The organism is Sphingopyxis sp. SE2, assembly GCF_032227185.1.
Taxonomy (GTDB): Bacteria; Pseudomonadota; Alphaproteobacteria; order Sphingomonadales; family Sphingomonadaceae; genus Sphingopyxis.
The window spans coordinates 2,564,107-2,585,384 of the sequence record NZ_JAPMXW010000001.1 but is presented as its reverse complement, the minus strand read 5'-3'; the positions used below and the strand labels follow the sequence as shown (position 1 = coordinate 2,585,384).

Genomic DNA, 21,278 nt, shown 5'->3' with positions numbered 1-21,278 from the left:
CGGATTCTTGAGGCGGTGATAATCTGCGGGGTGCGGCAAGCTGAATCGTCCGGCACGGTCCTTGGTAGCGGCCAAATCCCGGCGAGCGAAGGCGCCGAGCCTCCGGTCGTCGGAGCAAAGGGGCGATTCGCCTTTCGCAGGCGCAGCATATGGTTGACCCGGATGCCGTCGCGGGCTGTCTGCTCGCGATTGCGGGGGGTCGCTTTTCAAGCTTGTGACGGGAGCCCTGCCATGCCGACCCTCTACATCTCTCCCACCGGCAGCGGCTCGGGCGACGGCTCCAGCGCGGCGAACGCCGCGACGCTGGAGGATCTGCCGCAACTGATCGCGGCGGCCGGGCCGGGCGGCGAGGTGCTGCTGCTCGCCGACCAGGGCGCTTATACCGCGCCGGCCGGCGCGCTGGCGATCGTCGCGGGCGGGACGGCGAGCGCGCCGGTGACGGTCCGCGGCGTCGACAGCGCGGGCAATGCGATGGCGGCGACGATCACCGGCACGCGGAGCGAGCCCTTCGACCCGGCCATGCCGCCGGGCGAGGAGATATTCCGGCTGCTCGACGGCGCGGACAATCTGCGCTTCAGCGATCTGGCTTTCCAGAATGTCGGCACGGCCTTTCGCGTCGGCGCGGACGTCGGCAACCTGGCGATCGAGCATGTCGAGGCGACGAACGTCGCCCGCTTCTTCGACAATATGGTCTCGGGCGCCAACGCCAGCGCGACGATCACCGGCCTCACGATCCGCGACGTCGCCGTGAACGGCTATTCCAAGGGCGCGATCCGCATCCAGTACAACAGCAATGACATTCTGATCGAGGATGTGCGCGGCGACAGCCGGTTTCAGGACGGCGACAATTTCGCGATCGGCGTGCATCTCACCGACACCGTGCACGATGTGACGATCGATCGCGTCGCGATGCGCAACGCGCTCGACACGGTGAACGACTATCGCAACGGCGATGGGTTTGCGACCGAGCGCGGCACCTATGACATCACGCTGCGCGACGTGATCGCCACGGGCAACAGCGACGGCGGGCTCGACCTCAAGAGCGACAATATCGTGATCGACGGCGCGATCGTTTCGGGCAACGGCCGCAATATCCGGCTGTGGGGCACGGGCGCTGTGCTGAGCAATATCGTCAGCCTCGACGCGGGCGCGCCGCTGGCGGGCGGCAACCGCGAGCATATCTGGCTGGCCGAAGGTGCGAGCGCGACGATCGACGGGGCGTTTTTTTCCGACCCGGGCTCGCCGACCCTGTTCAACCTCGCCGAGCGGAACGGCCAGCTGGCGGTCGAGGATTTCGGATTCGTCACCGGATCCGGCACGACCCAGTCGGTGCGCGGCTCCGGATCGGTGCTGACGCTGACCGGCGAGCGTATCGCGGTGACGGCGGGGACCGCGGGCGACGACCTGCTGGCGGGCACTGCCGCCGCCGATGCGCTGGCGGGGGGCGCCGGGCGCGACATGCTGAGCGGCGGGGCGGGCGATGATCTGCTCGCGGGCGGCGCGGGCGACGACATGCTGGTCGGCGATTCGGGCGACGACCGCGTCGAAGGCGGCGCCGGGCGCGACATCATGGTCGGCGGCGCGGGGAGCGACCTGCTGAGCTATGTGGGCAGCGCCGCGGGCGTGCGGATCGACCTGTTGCGCCTCGCCGCCGGTGGCGGCGATGCCGAAGGCGATCTGTTCGACGGGTTCGAGGGGGTCGAAGGATCGGCCTTTGCCGATGTCCTTGCGGGCGACGCGGGCGCGAACCGGCTGTTCGGCGGCGCGGGCGACGACGCGCTTTCGGGCGGATCGGGCGACGACATGCTCGACGGCGGCGCGGGCGCGGACCTGCTCGACGGCGGCGCCGGGTTCGATTGCGTCGATTATGGCAGCAGCGCCGCGGCGGTGGTCGTCGATCTCGCCAATGGCGCGGCGAGCGGCGGCGAGGCGGCGGGCGACCGGCTGGAGAGCATCGAGGCGGTGCGCGGGTCGGGCTTTGCCGATACGCTGTCGGGGGGCGACGGCGCGGACTGGATCGAGGGCGGCGCGGGCGACGACCGCATCGACGGGCGCGGCGGCGACGACCTGCTTCTCGGCGGGGCGGGTGCCGATACGCTGATCGGCGGCGCGGGGATCGACCGCGCGGATTATTCGGCGAGCGGCGGGGCGGTCACCATCGACCTTGTCGCGGGCACGGGAAGCGGCGGCGATGCCGAGGGCGACCGGATCGAGGGGATCGAGCAACTGATCGGTTCGGGTTTCGGCGATGTGCTCACCGGCGACGGTTTCGACAATATATTGACCGGCGGCGGAGGCGCGGACCAGCTGACCGGCGGCGCCGGAATTGACACCGCCGATTATTCGGCGAGCGATGCAGCGGTGACCGCGGTGCTGGGCGGCACCGGCAGCGGCGGCGATGCCGAGGGCGACGTGCTGGGGGGAATCGAGAATCTGGTCGGCGGCGCGTTTGACGACGTGTTGGTCGGCGACGGCGCGGTCAATGTCCTGTCGGGCGGTGCCGGCGACGACCGGCTGGCCGGTGATGGCGGGGCGGACCGGCTCGACGGCGGAGCGGGGTTCGACGTGGCCGACTTTTCGGCCAGCGCGAACATGGTGACGGCGGACCTTGCGGCGGGCACGGTTTCGGGCGGGGTCAGCCTGACCGCGATCGAGGGCCTGACCGGATCGGCGTTCGACGATGCGCTGAACGGCGACGCCGGCGACAACCTGCTGATCGGCGGCCGGGGTGCGGACTTGCTCGACGGGCGCGACGGCTTCGACACCGCCGACTATTCGGGTTCGGCCGCGTCGGTGCGAGTCGACCTTGCCTTGTCGGTACAGGGCGGCACCGGCGATGCGGCGGGCGACCGGCTGGTAAGCATCGAGGCGCTGGTGGGTTCGGCGTTCGACGATTCGCTGACAGGCGTGGATGGCGCCGAAGCGCTGTATGGCGGCGCGGGAGCGGACCGGCTCGAAGGGCGCGGCGGCGACGACCGGCTCGAGGGCGGGGCGGGCGCCGATATGCTGATCGGCGGCGCCGGTATCGACACGGTCGACTATAGCGCCAATGCAAGCGCCGTCTCGATCAACCTCCAGACCGGCGCGAGCGGCGGCGGCGATGCCGAGGGCGACCGGTTCGACGGGGTCGAGCATTTCATCGGCACCGGCTTCGCCGATACGATCATCGGCGACGGGGCGGACCAGATACTGGTCGGCGGCGCGGCGGGCGACCGGCTGGACGGCGCGGGCGGTTTCGACGTCCTGGTCTATTCGGGCAGCGCGGCGGGGGTGAAGGTCAACCTCGCGACCAATATCCTGTCGGGCGGCGACGCGCAGGGTGACAGCATTTCCGGAATCGAGGGGGTGGTGGGCAGCGCCTTCGCCGACACGTTGACGGGCGATGCGAATGCGAACCGGATCGAGGGCGGCGGCGGCAACGACACGCTCGACGGCGGCGCGGGCGCGGACGTGATGATCGGCGGCGAGGGCAATGATTCCTATATCGTCGACGACGCCGGCGACCAGGTGGTCGAGGCGGTCGGCGGCGGGATCGACATCGTGCGCACCAGCCTGTCCTCGCTGACACTCGCCGACGGGGTCGAGGATCTGAGCTATGTCGGTAGCGGCGGCTTCTCCGGCACCGGTAACGCGCTCGATAACAGCCTCTATGGCAAGGCGCTGAACGACGCGCTCTACGGTCTCGACGGCGACGACAAGCTGGTGGGCGGCGCGGGCGCGGACCTGCTCGACGGCGGGGCCGGGCGCGACCAGGTCGATTATACCAAATCCGCCGCGATCACCGTGAATCTGGTCACCAACGTCAATCACGGCGGCGAGGCGGAAGGTGACCGGCTGGCCGGCATCGAGATCGTGATCGGTTCCAACTATGCCGACAGCATCACCGGCAGCGACGACCCGCTGGCGGGCGACACGCTGTACGGCCGCGGCGGCGGCGATGTGCTGGTCGGCGGCGCGGGCGACGACCAGCTCGACGGCGGCAGCGGCAACGATGTGCTGCGCGGCGGCGCCGGCAACGACCTCTATGTCGTTTACGAGGCCGGCGACCAGGTGATCGAGGCGGCCGGCGAAGGCCGCGACCGCATCCGGACCGCGGCGCGCAGCTACACGCTCGGCGCCAATATCGAGGAGCTGGTCTATACCGGGACGATCGGCGCGGCGATGACCGGCAATGCGCTCGACAATTTCGTCGTCGGCGGCGGCGGCGAGGATCAGCTGGCCGGGGGCGACGGCGCGGACGTGCTGCGCGGCGGCGCGGGCGGCGATCTGCTCGACGGCGGCGCGGGATCGGATACCGTCGAATATGCCGGCTCGCTCGGCGGTGTGCTGGTCAACCTGCGCAGCCAGACCGCGACCGGCGGCGATGCCACCGGCGACCGGCTGATCGCTATCGAAAATGCCGAGGGTTCGGCCTTTGCGGATGTGCTGCTCGGCAGCGCCGGGGCCAATGTGCTGACCGGCGGCGAAGGCGACGACGCACTCTCCGGCGATGCCGGCAACGACACGCTGCGTGGCGGGGCGGGCGTCGACCGGCTCGATGGCGGCAAGAACGAGGATGCGCTCTACGGCGACGACGATGACGATACGCTGTACGGCGGGCAGCAGACCGACCGGCTCTATGGCGGCGCGGGCAACGACCTTCTGGTCGGCGATACCGAATGGATTTCTTCGTTGGCGGCGCGGGATACGCTCGATGGCGGCGAGGGCGACGACGTGCTGGTCGGCGACGGGATGAGCATGACGGCAAGCGGCGTTGGCGGCGTGGATACGCTGATCGGCGGGCTCGGCGACGACGTGCTGTACGGCGACGCAATGACCATGGCGGTCGGAGCGCGCGGGGGCAATGACAAGCTGACCGGCGGCGGCGGGAGTGACCGATTCGTCTTCGCCGCCGGTTCGGGCGCCGACGAGATCACCGATTTCACGCGCGGCGGCGCCGAGGCCGACCGGATCGATCTCAGCGCCTTCGACATCGCCTATGAGGCGCTGCGCTTTACCGTCGGCAGCGCGGGGGTGACGGTCCAGCTTGGCGGCACCGATACGATCTTCGTGCGCGGGGTGACTGCGCTCGATCAGGCGGACTTCGTCTTCGGCTGAGCATCGCACCGTTCGGCCGAGGGAACCCGCACAGCCCTCTCCCGCGAAGGGCGGGGGAGAGTCAGCCGAAGACGAAATCGTCGGGCGAAAACGCCTGCGCGCCGCGAACGAAGATGCTGTCCGCGCCCATCGTGATGCGGACGCCGTCCGCGCTCGCCGTGAAGCCGAGCTGTTCATAGGCGATGTCGAAGGCGCTGAGGTCGATATGGTCCGCTCCGGAGGCGAAGTCGCTGATCTCGTCGGCGCCCGAACCCGGCGCGAAGACGAACCAGTCGGCGCCCGCGCCGCCCGCCAGCAGATCGTCGCCGCCGCCGCCTATCAGGTGATCGGGACCGTCGCCGCCATAGAGCTTGTCGTCGCCGCCGGCCACCGTCGCGGCCGACTCGCGTCCGTCGCCATAGAGCCAGTCGTTGCCGTCGCCCCCCTCCAGCGTGTCGGCCCCGCCGCGGGCGCTGTCCGTCATCGCGTCGCCGTCGCCGATCAATATATCGTTGCCCGCGCCGCCGGTCAGCCGGTCGTTGCCTCCCCTGCCGCTGCCATAGATATTGGTGGCATCGCCGATCAGCAGATCGGCATCGTCGCCGCCGTCGAGCCGGTCGTTGGCGCCCCGGCTGCTCAGCCATTCCTGGTCGCCGATCAGCCGGTCCGCGCCCGTGCCGCCGAAAAGCGCGTCGGATTGCCAGCCGCCGAGCAGCATGTCGGCGCCCGACTGGCCCTGAAGCAGGTCCTCGCCATTACTGCCGACGAGCCAATCGTCTCCCGAATTGCCGGCGATGTCGTCATTGCCGTCGAGCCCGCCCAGAGTGTCGTTGCCCGCGCCCCCGATCAGGCTGTTGGCGAGCGCGTTGCCATTGCCGATGAAATCGGCGGCGCCGCGGCGGATCAGTTGTTCGATATGACCGGCGAGCGTGTAGCCCTCCAGCGTCGTCTCCACCCGATCGAACCCGGCGTCGGCGGTCTCGGTGATCCGGTCACCGGTGTCGTCGACAAGGAAAATATCGTCACCGGCCGTGCCCTGCAGCGCATCGGCCGTCGCGGTGTCGGGCAGGGGAAGCAGCGCGATAAAGTCGGTCGCTCCGGGCGAGGCGTCGCCGCGGTCGACGGTCAGCGTTTCGCGGATCGTCTCGGTGCCGCTGAGGCCGGGAAGCGAATCGCGGGTGAGCAAAGTCGCGAGTTCGGACAGGGTGATCTCGACGCCCTGCAGGATGAGCCGCCCCTGCGAGGAGATCACCTTGGTGCGCGACCCGGCATCCTCGAAGCGGCCGCCGATCACGGTGACATTTGCGGCGTCATCGAGCCAGAGCTGGTTCTGTTCGGAAATGCCGCCGCGCAGCACCGGATTGCGGCCCGTCGAGTCGATCAGCGTCGCCTCGCCCCAGAGCCGGTAGTTGCGGCCGTTCTCCTCGCCGAGCGCGCGGAGGACCAGAGTGGCATTCGACTTGAGGTCGTAGCCACCATCGCTGTTGCCGCGCGCGACCGTGTCGATCAAACGCACGTCATAGACGCCGCGCTCGGTCGCGAAGCCGTCCCCGTTGAAATAGGCGCCGGCGGTGCTCTGGATATTCTCCATCACCACGCGGCTGAGCGTGACGTTGTGGACGGTGTCGTCGAGATGGATTCCCGCAGGCAGGTCGTCGCCCGTCTGTCCCGCCATGTCCGCGCTGACATTGTCGATCACGACATTGTTGGTGTCGTACTGGAGGCGGATCGCGACCCTGGAGAAACCCTGCACATCGACGTCGCGGATCGTCAGCCCGCTGATCGTCGCGGTGCCTGAGGGCGCGCTGGCATAATCTTCGAAGAAGCGGCGGACGTTGTTCGCATCGACATCCTCGATATGGAGATTGGCGAGATCGGCGGTGACGCGGAAGGCGGTGCCGACATTGTCGATCCGCAAGTCGCGAAATTCGAGATTGTCGGCGCCTGTGCCGAGCTTGAACAATTCGTTGCCTGCGGCGTCTCCCGCCTGCCAGTCGGCCGGGCGCGAGCCGGTGAACTGCGCCGCCATCGCATTGCCGTCCGAATCGATGCCGCGCACCACCACCGGCTCGCCCTCGGCCCCGCCGCGCGTGATGCCGAGGATGCCGGTGACGTTGTAATCGCCCTGGTCGGCGAGCAGCAGCACTTCGCCTCCCGGCCCCGCGCGTCCGATCAGCGTGTTGAGCGAGCCGATCGACGCCGCGTTGTTGATATCGCTACCGCTTTGGTCGCCGGATCCGGCGGGTGAGATATACAGGCTTGGCATGACGAACGACCCCTTGCTGTTACGTCGAGGTTAACCTCGACCCATCCGACATGCTGCACAGCACCATGGTTAAGCCAGCGTTATCCTGATCATCGGAGCGGTTATTGCGATGGGTCGCGGGGACTTCCGGGCCGATTGCAAGCTGTCTCGCCTGGTCGGGAAATTCGCCCCGGCGCATTCTCGTCCGGCGCCTGAGTCGTTGACATGAAAGGACTTTCGCGCCGCCGGGCCGATTCGAAAGCGGCATGATCGCACCGGTGCCGGCCAACCCGCGAGCGGCCGAAACCGAAATGGCGCGTGCGGCGTCCATCGCCGTTCGTTGAACCACAAGTGTAACATAGCTCTCCTACGGGCGCCGCATGGCTGTGTTATCTCCGCAACGCATCGAGTGGCTCGCGCGCAAGATTCTTCCGCACGAAGCCGAGCTCCGCACCTGGCTCCGGCGCCGTCCGCTTGTCGGACTCGACGTCGACGATGTCGTTCAGGAATCCTATGTTATCCTGGCCGGTCTCGGATCGGTAGATCACATCCGCAACCCGCGAACCTATTTGTTCGAGGTCGCCAAATCGGTCGTCCTGATGTCGTTGCGGCGCTCGCGCGTCGTTTCGTTCAGCACCCTCGCCGACATCGAAGGACTCGAAATATCCTGCGATGCCCCGGGACCCGAAAGCATCGCGGCGGGGCGTCAGGAACTGTCGCGCGTCGCGGCGTTGATCGCCGAACTCCCGCCCAAATGCCGCGAGGTGTTCACGCTGCGCAAGGTTCACGAACTCTCGCAGCGCGAGGTCGCCCGCAAGATGGGAATTTCGGAGAATACGGTCGAAAAGCACATGGGCAAGGCGATCCGCCTTCTATCAACTGCAATCGCCTATGGCGGAAAGTCCGCGATCGCGGCATCTGATGCACATGATCGAGACTTCGCCCGACCCGAGCCGCAGGGAAACCGCCTCGCAAATTGACGAAGCGGCCGCCGCATGGGCCGCCAGAACCGACCGCGGACCGCTCGCTCCCGACGATCAGGCGGCGCTCGACGCCTGGTTGCATGGCGACAGCCGCCGTATCGGCGCCTATGCACGCGCGCTCGCCGTCAACGCGCATTTCGATCGCGCTGCCGCCTTGGGCACGAATTTCTCGCCCGCCGATTTCGAGGACGCGACGAAGCCCGCGCCGCAGGTGGCGCGGCGGAAATTCATTCTGGCAAGCGGCGGCGCGCTCGCGGCGTCGGTCGTCGCGCTGGCGGGCTATGGCCTGCTGGCGGCGCGGTCGACGATCAGGACGGGCAAGGGCGACATGCGCCGCGTCACCCTGGCCGAAGGATCGGCGATTACGCTCAACACCGATAGCCGCATCGAACCGCGGATCGAGGACAAGCCGCGCGAGGTCGATCTGGTCGAAGGCGAAGTCCTGTTCGACGTCGCGCGCGACCGGCAACGGCCCTTCATCGTGCGGGCGGGACATGCCCGCATTCGCGTTCTCGGCACGAGCTTCACGGTTCGGCGTTTCGACGACGATGCGGTCGAGGTCACCGTCTTCGAAGGCCTGGTCGAAGTGGGAGGCGCCGGCGAAAGCCAAAAACAACTGCTTCGCGCGGGCCAGCGGACGCGCCTCCTCGCCGGTGGGGGCTTTCGCACCGAGCGTCTGGCGCCGGCCGTGCTCGAACGGTCGGTGGGTTGGCGCCGCGGACTTCTCGACCTCGAAGGCATGACGCTCGACCAGGCGGCCGCCGAATATGCCCGCTATTCCGACCATCGCATCGAGATCGGCGACCGGACGGTCGGCGCGATGAAGGTGGCGGGCGTCTATTCGACGAGCGATCCGATCGGCTTTGCCGAGGCGGCCGCGCTCAGTCTGGGTATCCGCGCCGAGCCGACATCCGACGGAGTAAGGCTCGCCCTTCCATAGCGATCGAAGTTTTTTTCCGTCGGCGATGGCGGAAAGATCGCTGCACGTCATCCAGCCCCCGAACCATGGCTGAAGCAACAAGCTCGGGGGCGTTAACATGAATTTGAGGTCGGTATTGAGCAGCGGCGTCGCCGTTGCCGCACTCGCAATTTCGTCGCCGGCGGCGGCGCAGACGATCAGCTTCGACATTCCGTCGCAGAGCCTTCCGGCGGCGATCTCGGCCTTCGGACGCCAGGCGGGGCTTCAGATCGTGGCGCCCGCCGCCGGCTTCGAACATGTCAAGTCGCGGCCGATCGTCGGAAAGATGACGTCGCGCGACGCACTGCGCAAGCTGCTGGTGAGCACGGGCCTCGAAATCGTATCGGACGCGGGCGGCGTCGTCGTCCTGCGCGCCCGGGCCGCGGCGAACGGTTCGGCAAGCCCGGCCGGATCGAGCCCGGCCCGGTCCGGCGAACAGCGCGCCGCGGGCGAGGGCATCGTCACCGGCCGCGTGCTCGACCCCGCGACGGGCGAATATCTGCGCAACGCGATCGTCAGCGTCGAGACCGCCGATGGCCGCCGCCGCTCGACCAATTCGGGCGAGCGCGGCGAATATCGGATGGTCGACGTCCCGGCGGGCCCGGCGAGCATCGCCATCAGCTATACGGGTTACAGCGATCATGTCGAAACGATCGACGTCGCCGCCGGCGCCACGACACGCCACGACGTCGAGCTGGTCCGCCCGGGGGCGGAGGGCGCGCAGGATATCGTCGTGGTCGCCAGCGTCCTCGAAGGCGATGCGCGCGCGATCATGAACCAGCGCGAATCGATGGATATCAAGAATAATCTGTCGGCCGAATCCTATGGCGATATCGCCGACGGCAACCCGGCCGAATTCCTGAAATTCATGCCGGGCGTCGACACCGACGGCACGAACGGCACCGCGATCAGCGTTTCGCTGCGCGGCATGCCGTCGGACTATACGCAGGTGACGCTCAACGGCACCAGCATGGCCTCGGCCGATGCCAATACCGGCGCGGGTTCGGCGCGCGTGTTCAGTTTCGAAGGCGTCTCGCTCGCCGGTATCGATTCGATCGAGATTTCGAAAACGATCAGCGCCGACGTCGATGCCAATGCGCCGGCGGGAACGATCAACATCCGCACCAAGCGCGCCTTCGACCGCAAGCGCCGGCTGTTCAGCGTGCAGTTGAGCGGCGCGACGAGCGCCGATCTGTGGGAGGGGCGCAACACCGGTCCGCAGGAGGGCGGCTTCGACGCGCCGTTGCTGCCGAACGGCGAGGTCCAGTTCTCCGACAGCTTCTTTGGCCGGCGGCTTGGCGTGATGGCGAGCTTCGGCTTCACCAACACCTATGTCGAGCGCGAGGAAATCACCAACAGCCGCAATTATGTCCCGACGGCGATCAGCCCCGATCCGATGGCGACGACGGTCATCGCGGCGCAGAGCCAGTATCGCAAGACGTCACGGATGGCGGGCGCGCTCAACCTCGACTTCAGGGCCAGCGACGAGTTGATCCTGTCGCTCGCGAGCAACCTCAACCGGGGCAGGGTCTATCAGCAGGAACTCACGCCGACCTTCACCACCGGCGCCCGGACCGTCGGCGTGACGGGCGATGCGGGGCTGGATTTCACGACCCAGCAAGGCGCGGCGACGAACAGCTTCCGGGCCGCGAGCGCGGTCCAGTACAAGATCAACAAGGGTTTTTCGCTCACGCCCGGTTTCGAATGGACCCGCGGGGGGCTGCGGCTCGACGGCTATCTGTCCTGGTCGCGCGCCAAGAGCCATTACGACACGCCGTCGAAGGGCGCGGTCAACGCCCTGTTGAGCACGGTCAATTCGACCGGGAATTTCTCGGCCGCGCGGAGCGAACTCACCGAATCCGACTGGGACATCCGGCAGGTCAGCGGTCCCGACTGGAGCGATTCCGATTCCTTCACCCTGTCGGGTGCGCCGAGAATCCGGCTCAACAACGGCAATACGTCCGAGGTGGATTTCAAGACGGCGGCGATGAACCTCACCTATGATACGTCGCTTGGCGGGATCGAGGCTTCGTTCAAGACCGGTTTCAAGGTGCGGCGAGCCGAATATGATTTTTCGAACCGCTCGGCCGAGAATGAATATTCCTATGTCGGTCCGATGAGCAACGCCGACTTCCTTCGCGCCATCGGTTCGTTCACCGATCTTTCGTCCTATTCCGATAGTGGTCTGAGCCTGAGTACGCTGTCGGGAAGCGAGAATTTCTACATGCCCAGCCTGTACAAGGTCTGGCAGTTGTACGAAGCGAATCCCGATCATTGGCAGCGCAGCTTCACCGCGGCGAACTGGTACAGCGCCAATGTCGCGAGCGAAGCCCATTTCCGCGAAACCAACGCCGCGGTCTATGGCATGGCGACGATCACGCCGTTCGAGAGCCTGCGGTTGCGCGGCGGCTTGCGCTGGGAGCAGACCCGCACCGCGTCGCGCGAATTCGACGCGCTGACGGCAGAGGAAGTCCGCGCGGCGGGTTTCGATGTGTCGGAGGATAGCGGACGGGCGACGACGATCGAGGGACTCGAATATCAATATCTCTCGCGCCCGAAAGTCTATCGGAAGGGGAAATATGACTATTTCTTCCCCAGCGCTTCGCTGAAATATTCGCTCGGCCGCAATACCGATCTGCAGCTTGGCTACAGCAACACGATCCTGCGACCGCCCGTCAGCGAGCTGGCCGGCGTCTGGTCGGTGAACGATCTCGACCGGATCATCCGGGCGCCCAACCCCAACCTCGAACCCGCGGTTTCGGACAATTTTTCGGCGCGGCTCGCGCATTATTTCGAGCCTGTCGGCCTGGTCGCGATCAACCTCTACATGAACCGGACCAAGGGGCTGTTTCAGGAACAGGAGCTGACCGCCGAGGAGTTCGGCTACACCGGCACCCAATATGCCGACTATATCTTCATCACCACGACGACGGTGGGCGGCGATGCGGTCAACATCAAGGGCGTCGAGTTCGAGTTCAACCACGCGCTGACCTATCTGCCCGCGCCGTTCGACGGCCTGTCGGTCCGCGGTTCCTATATGTATAACGACCCGGATATCCCGATCGTCCGCGTCGCCGATCATGTCGGCAGCTTCTCCCTCTCCTACAAGAAGGGACCGGTGAAGCTGTATCTCAACAGCGTGTGGACCGGCGAAAAATATCGCAGCACGACGCCGTCGTGGTTCGAGGAACGCATCGACATGAATCTGTCGGGCAGCGTCGCCTTCCATCGCGGCTGGGAAGCCTTTTTCTCGATTCGCAACCTGCTGAACGAACCGGTGAACATCATCGTGCCCGGCAGTCTCGCCGAAAGCGGCCCGCTGGGCGATCACAGCGCGATCTATGTCCACAATGGCCGCAGCGGCGTGGTCGGCGTCCGGGCGCGCTTCTAGCCGCTGCGAAGGAGGCATCCATGGTCCGCTATCGAAACATGCTGAAGGCGGGGTTGGCGTTGCTCGCCGCGCTTGCCGGTCCTGCCAGCGCCGCAGCGGCGGAGGCACCCCGGCGGACGTGCGGCGAATTCAGGGTCGCGATGATTCCCGATACGCAGAACTATGTCGATTACCGGCATCAGAAATGGTCGGGTTTTCCCTTCGATGCGGTCGAACAATTCTATGGGCAGATGCGCTGGGTGGCCGAAAATTCCGCAGGGGCGGGCGGCGATATCGTGTTCGCGACCCATGTCGGCGACGTCTGGCAGCATTATTCCGAATGGATGGACCCGGCGCACGCCGCGCGTGACTTCAAATGGATTCCGAACGGCGGTTCGGAAGTCGCGATGTCGCCCAAGGTCCATACAAGGGGATTCGAGATACCAGTGGCGGTGCAGGCCTACCAGCTCGTGGCGGGCAAGCTGCCCTTTTCGGTCGTGCCGGGCAATCACGACTTCGACGCGCTCTGGACCGATCCCGCGCATCCGCCGCAGCCCGAGCAAGAAAAGGCGGGGGTGCGCCATGTCGGGGGGCTGACCGGTTTCCGATCGGCCTTTTCGGACAAATCGGCATTCTTTGCGGGGCAGCCCTGGTACGTCGGATCGCATGACGGCGGCGCCGACAGCGCGCAGGTCTTTCGCGCGGGACAGTGCCGCTTTCTGCATATCGGCCTGCAATATCATGCCCCCGACGCCTCGCTCGCGTGGGCGCGCGCGATGATCGACCGCTTTCCGGGGTTGCCGACCATCGTGTCGACGCACGATTATCTGGGGCGCGACGGACGGCGCAATCTGAAGTCGAACCCCCGCAACAGCATACTCGACCCGCTCGACAATGATCCGGAGATGATGTGGGACGAGTTCATCAGCCGTCACGACCAGATTTTCCTGGTGCTGAGCGGTCATGTCGGCGGCCAGGGTTTCAGCATCGACACGAACCGGTCGGGCGGTAAGGTCTATCAGATGATGGCCGACTATCAGGGACGGGGCCAGACGGCGAAAGACGCCGGCGCCGAAGGCAGCGATGTCGGCGATGGCTGGCTGCGGCTCCTGACGTTCCGCCTCGACACTGCGAAGCCGAGTATCGACGTCCGGACCTTTTCGACCCACTATGGGAAATATGCGTCGGAGCTTCCCGAATATGCGGGGTGGTACAAGGCGCACGACGGGCAGGACGATCTGTCCGACGCCGATTATCTGAAGCGCGACGAATTCACGATCGAACTGGACGATTTCCACCGGCGCTTCGGCGCGCCGGATGCCGCGCCGCCAAAGCGCGGTTCCTGACCGCTTCCTTTCATTCTGTCCCGGAGAATCTCATGGATCGCCGTAACCTCATCAAATCCGCCGGTTCGCTCGCCATCTTCGCGGGCTTGTCCGTCCGGCCCGTTTTCGCGCGACCGATCGAGGGTTACCCGTTCACGCTCGGCGTCGCCTCGGGCGATCCCCACCCCGACGGCTTTGTCCTCTGGACCCGCCTCGCCCCCAACCCGCTCGAACCCGGCAGCGGCATGCCGATGGCGACGGTTCCCGTGCAATGGCAAGTGGCGAAGGACGAGCGTTTCGCGCAGGTCGTGCAGTCGGGCGAGGCGATGGCGCGGCCCGAGCTCGGCCATTCGGTTCATGCCGAGGTCCGGGGGCTCGAACCCGCCCGCCGCTATTGGTATCGCTTCCTGGTGGAAGGCGAAGCGAGTCCGGTCGGCACCGTGCGCTCGGCGCCGGCGGCGGGCGCCGCGGTCGACCGGCTCCGCATCGGCGTTGCCGGCTGCCAGAATTACGAGAGCGGCTATTTCACCGCCTATCGCTATTTGAGCGAAGAGCCCGATCTCGACGCCATCTTCCACTATGGCGACTATATCTACGAAGGCCGGTCGGGGCGCAGTTGTCCGAAGACGGGGGAGGGGGAGCGATCCTGTTTCCGCAGCCATGCCGGCGACGAAATCTATTCGCTCGACGATTATCGCCGACGCCACGCGCAGTACAAGATGGACGAAGACCTTCAGTCGGCGCACCGCGCCGCGGCCTTCCTGTCCACCTGGGACGATCATGAGGTCGACAATAATTGGGCGGACGATCGCGACGAAAACGGCACGCCGCCCGAAGCATTCGTGCTGCGCCGCTTCGCCGCGATGCAGGCGTGGTACGAAAATATGCCCGTCCGGCGCGCGCTGTTCCCGACGCCCGCGGGCCTGCGCATGCACCGGCGGCTCGATTACGGCCGGCTGCTGCGTATCCATCTGCTCGACACGCGCCAGTATCGCGCCGATCAGCGCTGCGGTCCCGGGGAAGCGGCGCACTGTCGTCCCGCCGGCGATCGCGGTCCCTCGCAAATGCTGGGCGCCGAACAGGAGGCGTGGCTGAAGGACGGGCTGGGGGGCGACTTCGGTTGGAACCTGCTTGCCCAGCAGGTGATGATGATGCCGTTCGTCTATCCCGAAAGCCGCGCCCAAGGGCCCACCAACCTCGATTCCTGGAGCGGCTATTCCGACGCCCGGGGGCGGCTGGTCGACGCGATCGCCGAACGAAAGCTCACCAACGTCATCGTATCCACCGGCGACGTCCACAAACATCATGCGGGCATCGTTCCGCTGCGCGAAGGCGAACTCGACGGACCCGCCGCGGCGACGGAATATGTGGCGAGCTCGATTGCGTCGGGCGGCGACGGCGCGGACATCCCCGCGGGCTGGGAGAAGGTTCCCGAGCAAAACCCCCATACGAAATTGCTGAACGACCGCCGGGGGTATCAGCTTTTCACGATCGGGAAGGACAGCTGGCGGACCGATGTGGTCGGCGTGACCAAGGTCAGCGATCGGAGCGGCGCCAAGCAGAAGATCGCGACGCTGGTGACGCTTCCGCAACAGCCCGGAATCCACCGCGAATAATTTCCGCAGAGAGCCGCCGCCTATTCGAGCGAAGTCGCCGGGCTGCGCGCCGGCAGCTCGATCTGGTGGCCATCGGGATCGGTCAGGACGGCGATCCGCATCCCGGCATAATCGACCGGACCGATCGCGGTTTGGGCGCCGCGGCCGACGACTTCGACGGCGACCGGACGCCGCTCGACCGGTTCGACTATAAGGGCGGCGATGGGCCAGAAACGTCAGGATTTGCTCAGGGCGGGTTCGCGGCGCGGAGCTGCCAAGGGGAGAAAGGCGTCGGCCGCAAACTGCTCGGCGATTTCGGCCAGCACCGAAATGGCAAGGGTCGCGGGATCGCGCGTCGACGGGATGAGGCCCACCGGCGATCGGAGCGATGCGATCGCTTCGGCCGCCACGCCGGCGGCTTCGAGCATGATCTTGCGATCGGCATGCGTCCGGCGGCTGCCGAGTGCGCCGACGTAAAAGCGGGACTGTTCCAATGCCCAGGGTATCAGCTCTTCTTCCCAGTCGCGGTCGTGGAAAAGGAAAAGAAATGCGGTCCAGGGGTCGGAGCCGATGTCCGGGCGCCAGCCTCGATAGGGGAGAAGCGCCGCGTCGACCGCGGCCGCGCCAAGGACAGCGATGTCGCGCGCATAGGGCGAGAAGGCGGCGGTGGCGGCGCCCGAGGCCGCAGCCAGTATCGCTGCCGCCGTCAGTTCTTCGCCCTGCCCGAACGCCAGGATGCGGAGCCGCGGCACATAGGTGACGACGAAGTCGTCGCCGCGCCAGCCGGTCGGCGCGCTCGCCTCGGCAAGGCGGAGCCCCGCGGGCGCGAGCGCAAACGCTGCCGGCTTTCGTGCGCTGAGGAGCGCGATGGCCGTCTCGATCGCCGCGGGATCGGGCTGCGGCGCGAACAGAAGGTCGATGCCCCCGCCGCAGGGCAGCCGGATGTCGAGATAGGGCGAGCCGAGGCCGAACCGCACGAGGCGCGGGGCACCCGCCGCGAGCGCGTCGAGGGCTTCGGCGACGACGGCCGCCTCGATGCAGCCGCCCGAGAATGAACCGGCATAATCGCCGTTCGCCGCGATGGCCATCTGTGCGCCGAGCGCGCGCGGGGACGAACCTTCGATGCCGGTGAGCGTCGCGAGGACGCAGGCGTCGCCGGACTCGCCCCGGCGGCGCAGAAAGTGCAATATGTCGAGCGAAGATGTCGCCAAGCCGGTCATGGCGATCGACCCGCCGGGTTGCCCGGCCGCCGCGCAATGGGAGACAATGCCGTGATCGAAGCCGATCGCATCGCCGCCGTCCTGCTGGCGGCCGGCCGTTCCGAGCGCTTCGGACGCGACAAGCTGTTTGCGCGGGTTCGCGGCGAACCGGTCGCGGTCATCGCAGCGAAAAACCTTGTCGCGATCGGGCCCGGCCGCCTGATCGCCGTCTGCCGCGCGGGAAGCGAGGTCGCCGCAATCCTGTCGGCCCTGGGATTCGAAATCATTGTCAATGCCGAGCCCGCGCGCGGACTGTCATCCTCGCTCGCCCTCGGGATCGAGCGGGCCGACCTGTCGGGCGCCGATGCGGCGCTGGTGGCGCTCGGCGACATGCCGTTCGTCGGACAGGAGCATATCAAGTCGCTGCTGGCGGCATTCGACCCCGCCAAAGCGTCGATCGTCGCATCGGGACGCGACGGCACCGCCATGCCGCCGGCGCTTTTCGCACGTTCGCACTTCGAGGCGCTTCGAAACATCGAAGGCGACCGCGGGGGCCGCGCATTGCTCGCCGGTGCCCTGCTCGTCGCCGGGGATCCGCTCGAGCTTGCCGACATCGACCGTCCCGAAGACCTGCGCTGAGCGGGATGGTGACTCACGCGAGGTCCGGAAGTTTGTCGATCAGCTTGTCGAGCGTGACCGGGTAGTTCCGCACGCGAACGCCCGTCGCATGATAGACGGCGTTCGCGACCGCGGCGGCGACGCCGCAGATGCCGAGTTCGCCGACGCCCTTGGCCTTCATCGGCGACGTCGTCGGATCGACCTCGTCGAGGAAGATCACCTCCTGATGCGGAATGTCGGCGTGGACGGGGACTTCGTAGCCGGCGAGGTCATGATTGACGAAGAAGCCGAACCTCTTGTCGACGGCCAGTTCCTCCATCAGCGCCGCGCCCGCGCCCATCGTCATCGCGCCGATAACCTGACTGCGCGCGGCCTTGGGGTTGAGGATGCGCCCGGCAGCGCAGACCGCGAGCATACGGCGCACCCGTATCTCGCCCGTCATCGCGTCCACCCCGACTTCGCAGAAATGCGCGCCGAAGGTCGACTGCTGATATGTCTGGGCGAGGTCGCCATATTCCATCATATCCTCGGCGACGAGGTCGCCGTCGGCCGCGGCCTTGGCGAGCGCGACGCTCTTTCCCCCGGCGCGGACCTTGCCGTTTTCGAAGACCGCGGCCGCGGGGTCGAGACCGAGCTTTTCGGCGACCGCCGTGCGCAGCTTTGCGCATGCGGCATAGACACCGGCGGTCGAACTGTTCGCACCCCACTGGCCGCCCGAGCCCGCCGAGACTGGAAAGGCCGAATCGCCGAGGCGAACCTCGACACGGTCGAGCGGGACACCGAGCATCTCGGCGGCGGTCTGCGCGATGATCGTGTAGCTGCCGGTTCCGATGTCGGTCATGTCGGTTTCGACAGTTACCGTCCCATTGCGGTCGAGGCGGACGCGTGCCGCGGATTTTTCGTTGAGATTGTTGCGGAACGCCGCGGCGACGCCCATGCCGACGAGCCAGCGCCCGTCGCGCGTGGCGCCGGGTTTCGCCTTGCGGCCGTTCCAGCCGAATTTCTCGGCGCCGATTTCGAGGCACTCGTTGAGGCGGCGCTGCGAAAAGCGCCGCTCGGGTTTTTCGGGATCGACCCGCGTGTCGTTGAGCACGCGGAACGCGATCGGATCGAGGCCGAGCTTTTCCGCCATTTCGTCGATCGCGATTTCCAGCGCCATCAGTCCGGGCGCTTCGCCGGGCGCGCGCATCGCATTGCCTTCGGGAAGGTCGAGCGTCGCGAGGCGCATCGCGGTCATCCGATTCGGCGCGGCATAGAGGAGGCGCGTTTGCGCGACGGCGGTTTCGGGGCTGCCGCCCTTGAGGTCGCCCGACCAGCTTTCGTGGCCGATCGCGGTGAGCTTTCCGTCGGTCGTCGCGCCGAGGCGGATGCGCTGAATCGTCGCGGGGCGGTGGGTGGTGTTATTGGTCATGAGCGGCCGCGGCAGCGCGACCTTCACCGGACGACCGGCGGCTTTGGCGCCGAGCGCGGCGAGCAACGCGTCGGAGCGGATGAACAATTTTCCGCCGAAGCCGCCACCGATATAGGGCGAGACCAGCCGGACATTCTCCTTGGGAATGCCCAGCGTCTTCGCCATGTCGCCGACCGACCAGGCGATCATCTGGTTCGACGTCCATAGCGTCAGCTTGTCGCCGTCCCAGCTCGCGATCGACGCGTGCGGTTCCATCATCGCATGGCTGTGGTCGGGCGTCGTGTAGCGCGCGTCGAGCTTGACCGGCGCGCTTGCAAAGGCCGCATCGAAATCGCCGAAGCGGGTGTCCGCCTCGGTGCCGAAGGCCGGCGGCGGCTTGACCGCACCGTCCATCGATTTCGCGAGGTCGAAATTGCCCTTCGCGCGATCATATTGGACGCGAACGAGCGCGGCGGCCGCGCGCGCCTGCTCGAAGCTTTCGGCCACGACGAGCGCGATCGCCTGGTGATAATGTTCGATGTCGGGACCGCCGAGAAGATGCGCGGTATTGAAGTTGCCCTTGCCGAGCTTGCCGGCGTTCGCGGCGGTGACGACGGCGAGGACGCCGGGCGCGGCTTTTGCGGCGGCGGTGTCGATCGAGGTGATGCGGCCCTTTGCGATCGCCGAGCCGACGACATAGCCATAGGCCTGGTTGGGCACGACGTCGTGCCGTTCATAGGCATAGGGTGCGGTGCCGCTCGTCTTGAGCGGGCCGTCGATGCGGTTCGTCGGCTTGCCGACGACCTTCAGCCGGTCGATCGGATTGTCGGTTGCGGGCGTGTCGAACTTCATGGGCTCAACCCTTTGCTTGCGCCAGCACCGCAGCGAGCGTTCGCTCGACCAGCGGCAGCTTGTAGGCATTTTCGTGGCTCGTCTTCGCGCCGGCAAGGAGCGCCGAGGCGGCCGCCTTGGCGCCGCGCGGCAATTCGGCATCGGCCGCCGCGACGCGCCAGGGCTTGTACCCGACCCCGCCGAGCGCAACATGCCCGCTGCCGTCGCGCCGGATCACCGCGCCGACCGAGATCAGCGCGAAGGCGTAAGAGGCGCGGTCGCGGACCTTGTGATAGATGTGGGTGCCGCCGGGCGGTTTCGGCAGCGTCACCGCGGTGATCAGCTCGCCGGGCGCGAGCACCGTTTCGAGATGCGGCGTGCTGCCGGGCGCGCGATAGAAATCGGCGAGCGCGATGCTGCGCGCCTTGCCTGCCGCGTCGACCGTTTCGACCGCAGCGTCGAGCGCCTGCATCGCGACCGCCATGTCGCTGGGGTGGATGGCGATGCACGCCTCGCTCGCGCCGATCACGGCATGCAGGCGGCTGAAACCGCCGATCGCGGCGCAGCCGCTGCCGGGCTTGCGCTTGTTGCACGGCTGGTTGGTGTCGTAAAAATAGGGACAGCGCGTGCGCTGGAGCAAATTGCCCGCGGTCGTCGCCTTGTTGCGGAGCTGGCCCGAAGCCCCGGCGACGAGCGCGCGCGCGAGGAGGCCATAGTCGCGCCGGATGCGCGCGTCCGAGGCGAGGTCGGTGTTGCGCACCATCGCGCCGATCCGCAGTCCGCCGTCGTTCGTCGCCTCGATCCTGTCGAAGCCGAGGCGGCTCACGTCGATCAGATGCGCCGGCGTCTCGATCTCGAGCTTCATCAGGTCGAGCAGGTTGGTGCCGCCGGCGATGAAGCGCGCGCCCGGGGTGCGCGCGAAGGCGGCGGTTGCCGCCGCGGGCGTCTCTGCACGCTCATAGGTGAAGCTTTTCATGCCTTCACTCCCGCGACATCGGTGATCGCATCGATGATGTTCGAATAGGCGCCGCAGCGGCAGATGTTGCCGCTCATCCGTTCGCGCAGTTCGCTTGCCGTGACCTTGGGCGCTTCGCTCAGGTCCATCGTGACATGACTCGGTATGCCTGCTTCGATTTCGTCCAGGACCGCGACCGCCGAACAGATCTGTCCCGGGGTGCAATAGCCGCATTGATAGCCGTCGTGGACGACGAAGGCTTGCTGCATCGGATGGAGCTTGCCCGGAAGGCCCAGCCCCTCGATCGTCGTGATCTTGTCGCCGTCATGCTGAACGGCGAGCGAAAGGCAGCTGTTGATCCGGCGACCGTCGGCGATGACGGTGCAGGCCCCGCATTGCCCATGATCGCACCCCTTCTTCGTGCCCGTCAGGCGAAGATGTTCGCGAAGCGCGTCGAGCAGCGTCGTGCGCGTGTCGAGTTCGAGGTCGTGCGCCTTGCCATTGACCTCGAAGCGCACGCGTGCGGTCGGCGGTCCGTTGGCCGGGCGCCCCGATTCCTGTGTCGCGGCGGCGGCGGGATCGGATACCGCGGCGGTAGCGACCGAGATTGCGCCGCCCGCGAGCAGCCCGCGCCGGGAGATGGAAATGTCGTGCGGTATTGCCATGCGCTGTCCCAATCATCTTTTCTCCGCGCGACGGCTTCGTCGGCGGTTGTCCTTACAAATGAATGCAA

General features: G+C 67.0%; 12 protein-coding genes. 7 read left to right on the top strand and 5 right to left on the bottom strand.

The window, feature by feature from the left end; all coding sequences use genetic code 11:
* Positions 1-231 precede the first annotated feature (231 nt).
* Positions 232-5,097, top strand: coding sequence for a calcium-binding protein (locus tag OVY29_RS12255; protein ID WP_313911483.1), 4,866 nt, complete (start codon positions 232-234; stop codon positions 5,095-5,097).
* Between the two features lie 61 nt (positions 5,098-5,158).
* On the opposite strand, the gene OVY29_RS12250 is transcribed toward OVY29_RS12255, so the two are convergent.
* Entirely contained in the window at positions 5,159-7,342 is a 2,184-nt protein-coding gene (locus OVY29_RS12250) for a calcium-binding protein (protein WP_313911482.1), read from the bottom strand.
* Between the two features lie 359 nt (positions 7,343-7,701).
* Between OVY29_RS12250 and OVY29_RS12245 the strand changes: the two genes are divergently transcribed.
* The 5 genes from OVY29_RS12245 (at position 7,702) to OVY29_RS12225 (ending at position 15,573) form a co-directional block, all read left to right on the top strand.
* Positions 7,702-8,301, top strand: a complete 600-nt coding sequence (locus OVY29_RS12245; protein WP_052182235.1) for an RNA polymerase sigma factor — start codon at positions 7,702-7,704, stop codon at positions 8,299-8,301.
* Positions 8,243-9,244, top strand: a complete 1,002-nt coding sequence (locus OVY29_RS12240; RefSeq protein ID WP_313911481.1) for a FecR family protein — start codon at positions 8,243-8,245, stop codon at positions 9,242-9,244. Before OVY29_RS12245 ends, OVY29_RS12240 begins: the two co-directional genes overlap by 59 nt.
* 97 nt (positions 9,245-9,341) lie before the next feature.
* Complete coding sequence (locus OVY29_RS12235) at positions 9,342-12,653, top strand: TonB-dependent receptor domain-containing protein (protein ID WP_313911479.1); 3,312 nt, start codon at positions 9,342-9,344, stop codon at positions 12,651-12,653.
* A gap of 20 nt (positions 12,654-12,673) precedes the next feature.
* Positions 12,674-13,978, top strand: a complete 1,305-nt coding sequence (locus OVY29_RS12230; RefSeq protein WP_313911478.1) for a serine/threonine protein phosphatase — start codon at positions 12,674-12,676, stop codon at positions 13,976-13,978.
* Positions 13,979-14,010: 32 nt separating this feature from the next.
* A complete protein-coding gene (locus tag OVY29_RS12225) occupies positions 14,011-15,573 on the top strand; it encodes an alkaline phosphatase D family protein (RefSeq protein ID WP_313911477.1) in 1,563 nt (520 codons plus the stop codon).
* 215 nt (positions 15,574-15,788) lie between these two features.
* Here OVY29_RS12225 and OVY29_RS12220 read toward each other — a convergent pair whose 3' ends face one another.
* Positions 15,789-16,772, bottom strand: a complete 984-nt coding sequence (locus OVY29_RS12220; RefSeq protein WP_052182237.1) for an XdhC family protein — start codon at positions 16,770-16,772, stop codon at positions 15,789-15,791.
* A 51-nt stretch (positions 16,773-16,823) separates the two neighbouring features.
* Here OVY29_RS12220 and OVY29_RS12215 point away from each other — a divergent pair, with 51 nt between their 5' ends.
* Positions 16,824-17,390: an NTP transferase domain-containing protein gene (locus tag OVY29_RS12215; RefSeq protein ID WP_037555385.1), complete on the top strand. Its 567-nt coding sequence runs from the start codon at positions 16,824-16,826 to the stop codon at positions 17,388-17,390.
* Between the two features lie 13 nt (positions 17,391-17,403).
* Here the strand turns inward: OVY29_RS12215 and paoC are convergent, their stop codons facing one another.
* From paoC to paoA, 3 genes are read right to left on the bottom strand one after another with little or no spacing between them, the layout of a single operon-like run.
* Entirely contained in the window at positions 17,404-19,611 is a 2,208-nt protein-coding gene (paoC, locus tag OVY29_RS12210; RefSeq protein WP_313911476.1) for an aldehyde oxidoreductase molybdenum-binding subunit PaoC, read from the bottom strand.
* Between the two features lie 4 nt (positions 19,612-19,615).
* Positions 19,616-20,566, bottom strand: a complete 951-nt coding sequence (locus tag OVY29_RS12205; RefSeq protein ID WP_037555387.1) for an FAD binding domain-containing protein — start codon at positions 20,564-20,566, stop codon at positions 19,616-19,618.
* Positions 20,563-21,210, bottom strand: a complete 648-nt coding sequence (paoA, locus tag OVY29_RS12200; protein WP_037555388.1) for an aldehyde dehydrogenase iron-sulfur subunit PaoA — start codon at positions 21,208-21,210, stop codon at positions 20,563-20,565. Before paoA ends, OVY29_RS12205 begins: the two co-directional genes overlap by 4 nt.
* Positions 21,211-21,278 lie beyond the last annotated feature (68 nt).

Bases quoted from the DNA above. Each gene is read 5' to 3' on its own strand.
- OVY29_RS12255 (WP_313911483.1), top strand. From the start codon at position 232: ATGCCGACCCTCTACATCTCTCCCACCGGCAGCGGCTCGGGCGACGGC.
- OVY29_RS12250 (WP_313911482.1), bottom strand. From the start codon at position 7,342: ATGCCAAGCCTGTATATCTCACCCGCCGGATCCGGCGACCAAAGCGGT.
- OVY29_RS12245 (WP_052182235.1), top strand. From the start codon at position 7,702: ATGGCTGTGTTATCTCCGCAACGCATCGAGTGGCTCGCGCGCAAGATT.
- OVY29_RS12240 (WP_313911481.1), top strand. From the start codon at position 8,243: ATGCACATGATCGAGACTTCGCCCGACCCGAGCCGCAGGGAAACCGCC.
- OVY29_RS12235 (WP_313911479.1), top strand. From the start codon at position 9,342: ATGAATTTGAGGTCGGTATTGAGCAGCGGCGTCGCCGTTGCCGCACTC.
- OVY29_RS12230 (WP_313911478.1), top strand. From the start codon at position 12,674: ATGGTCCGCTATCGAAACATGCTGAAGGCGGGGTTGGCGTTGCTCGCC.
- OVY29_RS12225 (WP_313911477.1), top strand. From the start codon at position 14,011: ATGGATCGCCGTAACCTCATCAAATCCGCCGGTTCGCTCGCCATCTTC.
- OVY29_RS12220 (WP_052182237.1), bottom strand. From the start codon at position 16,772: ATGACCGGCTTGGCGACATCTTCGCTCGACATATTGCACTTTCTGCGC.
- paoC (WP_313911476.1), bottom strand. From the start codon at position 19,611: ATGAAGTTCGACACGCCCGCAACCGACAATCCGATCGACCGGCTGAAG.
- OVY29_RS12205 (WP_037555387.1), bottom strand. From the start codon at position 20,566: ATGAAAAGCTTCACCTATGAGCGTGCAGAGACGCCCGCGGCGGCAACC.
- paoA (WP_037555388.1), bottom strand. From the start codon at position 21,210: ATGGCAATACCGCACGACATTTCCATCTCCCGGCGCGGGCTGCTCGCG.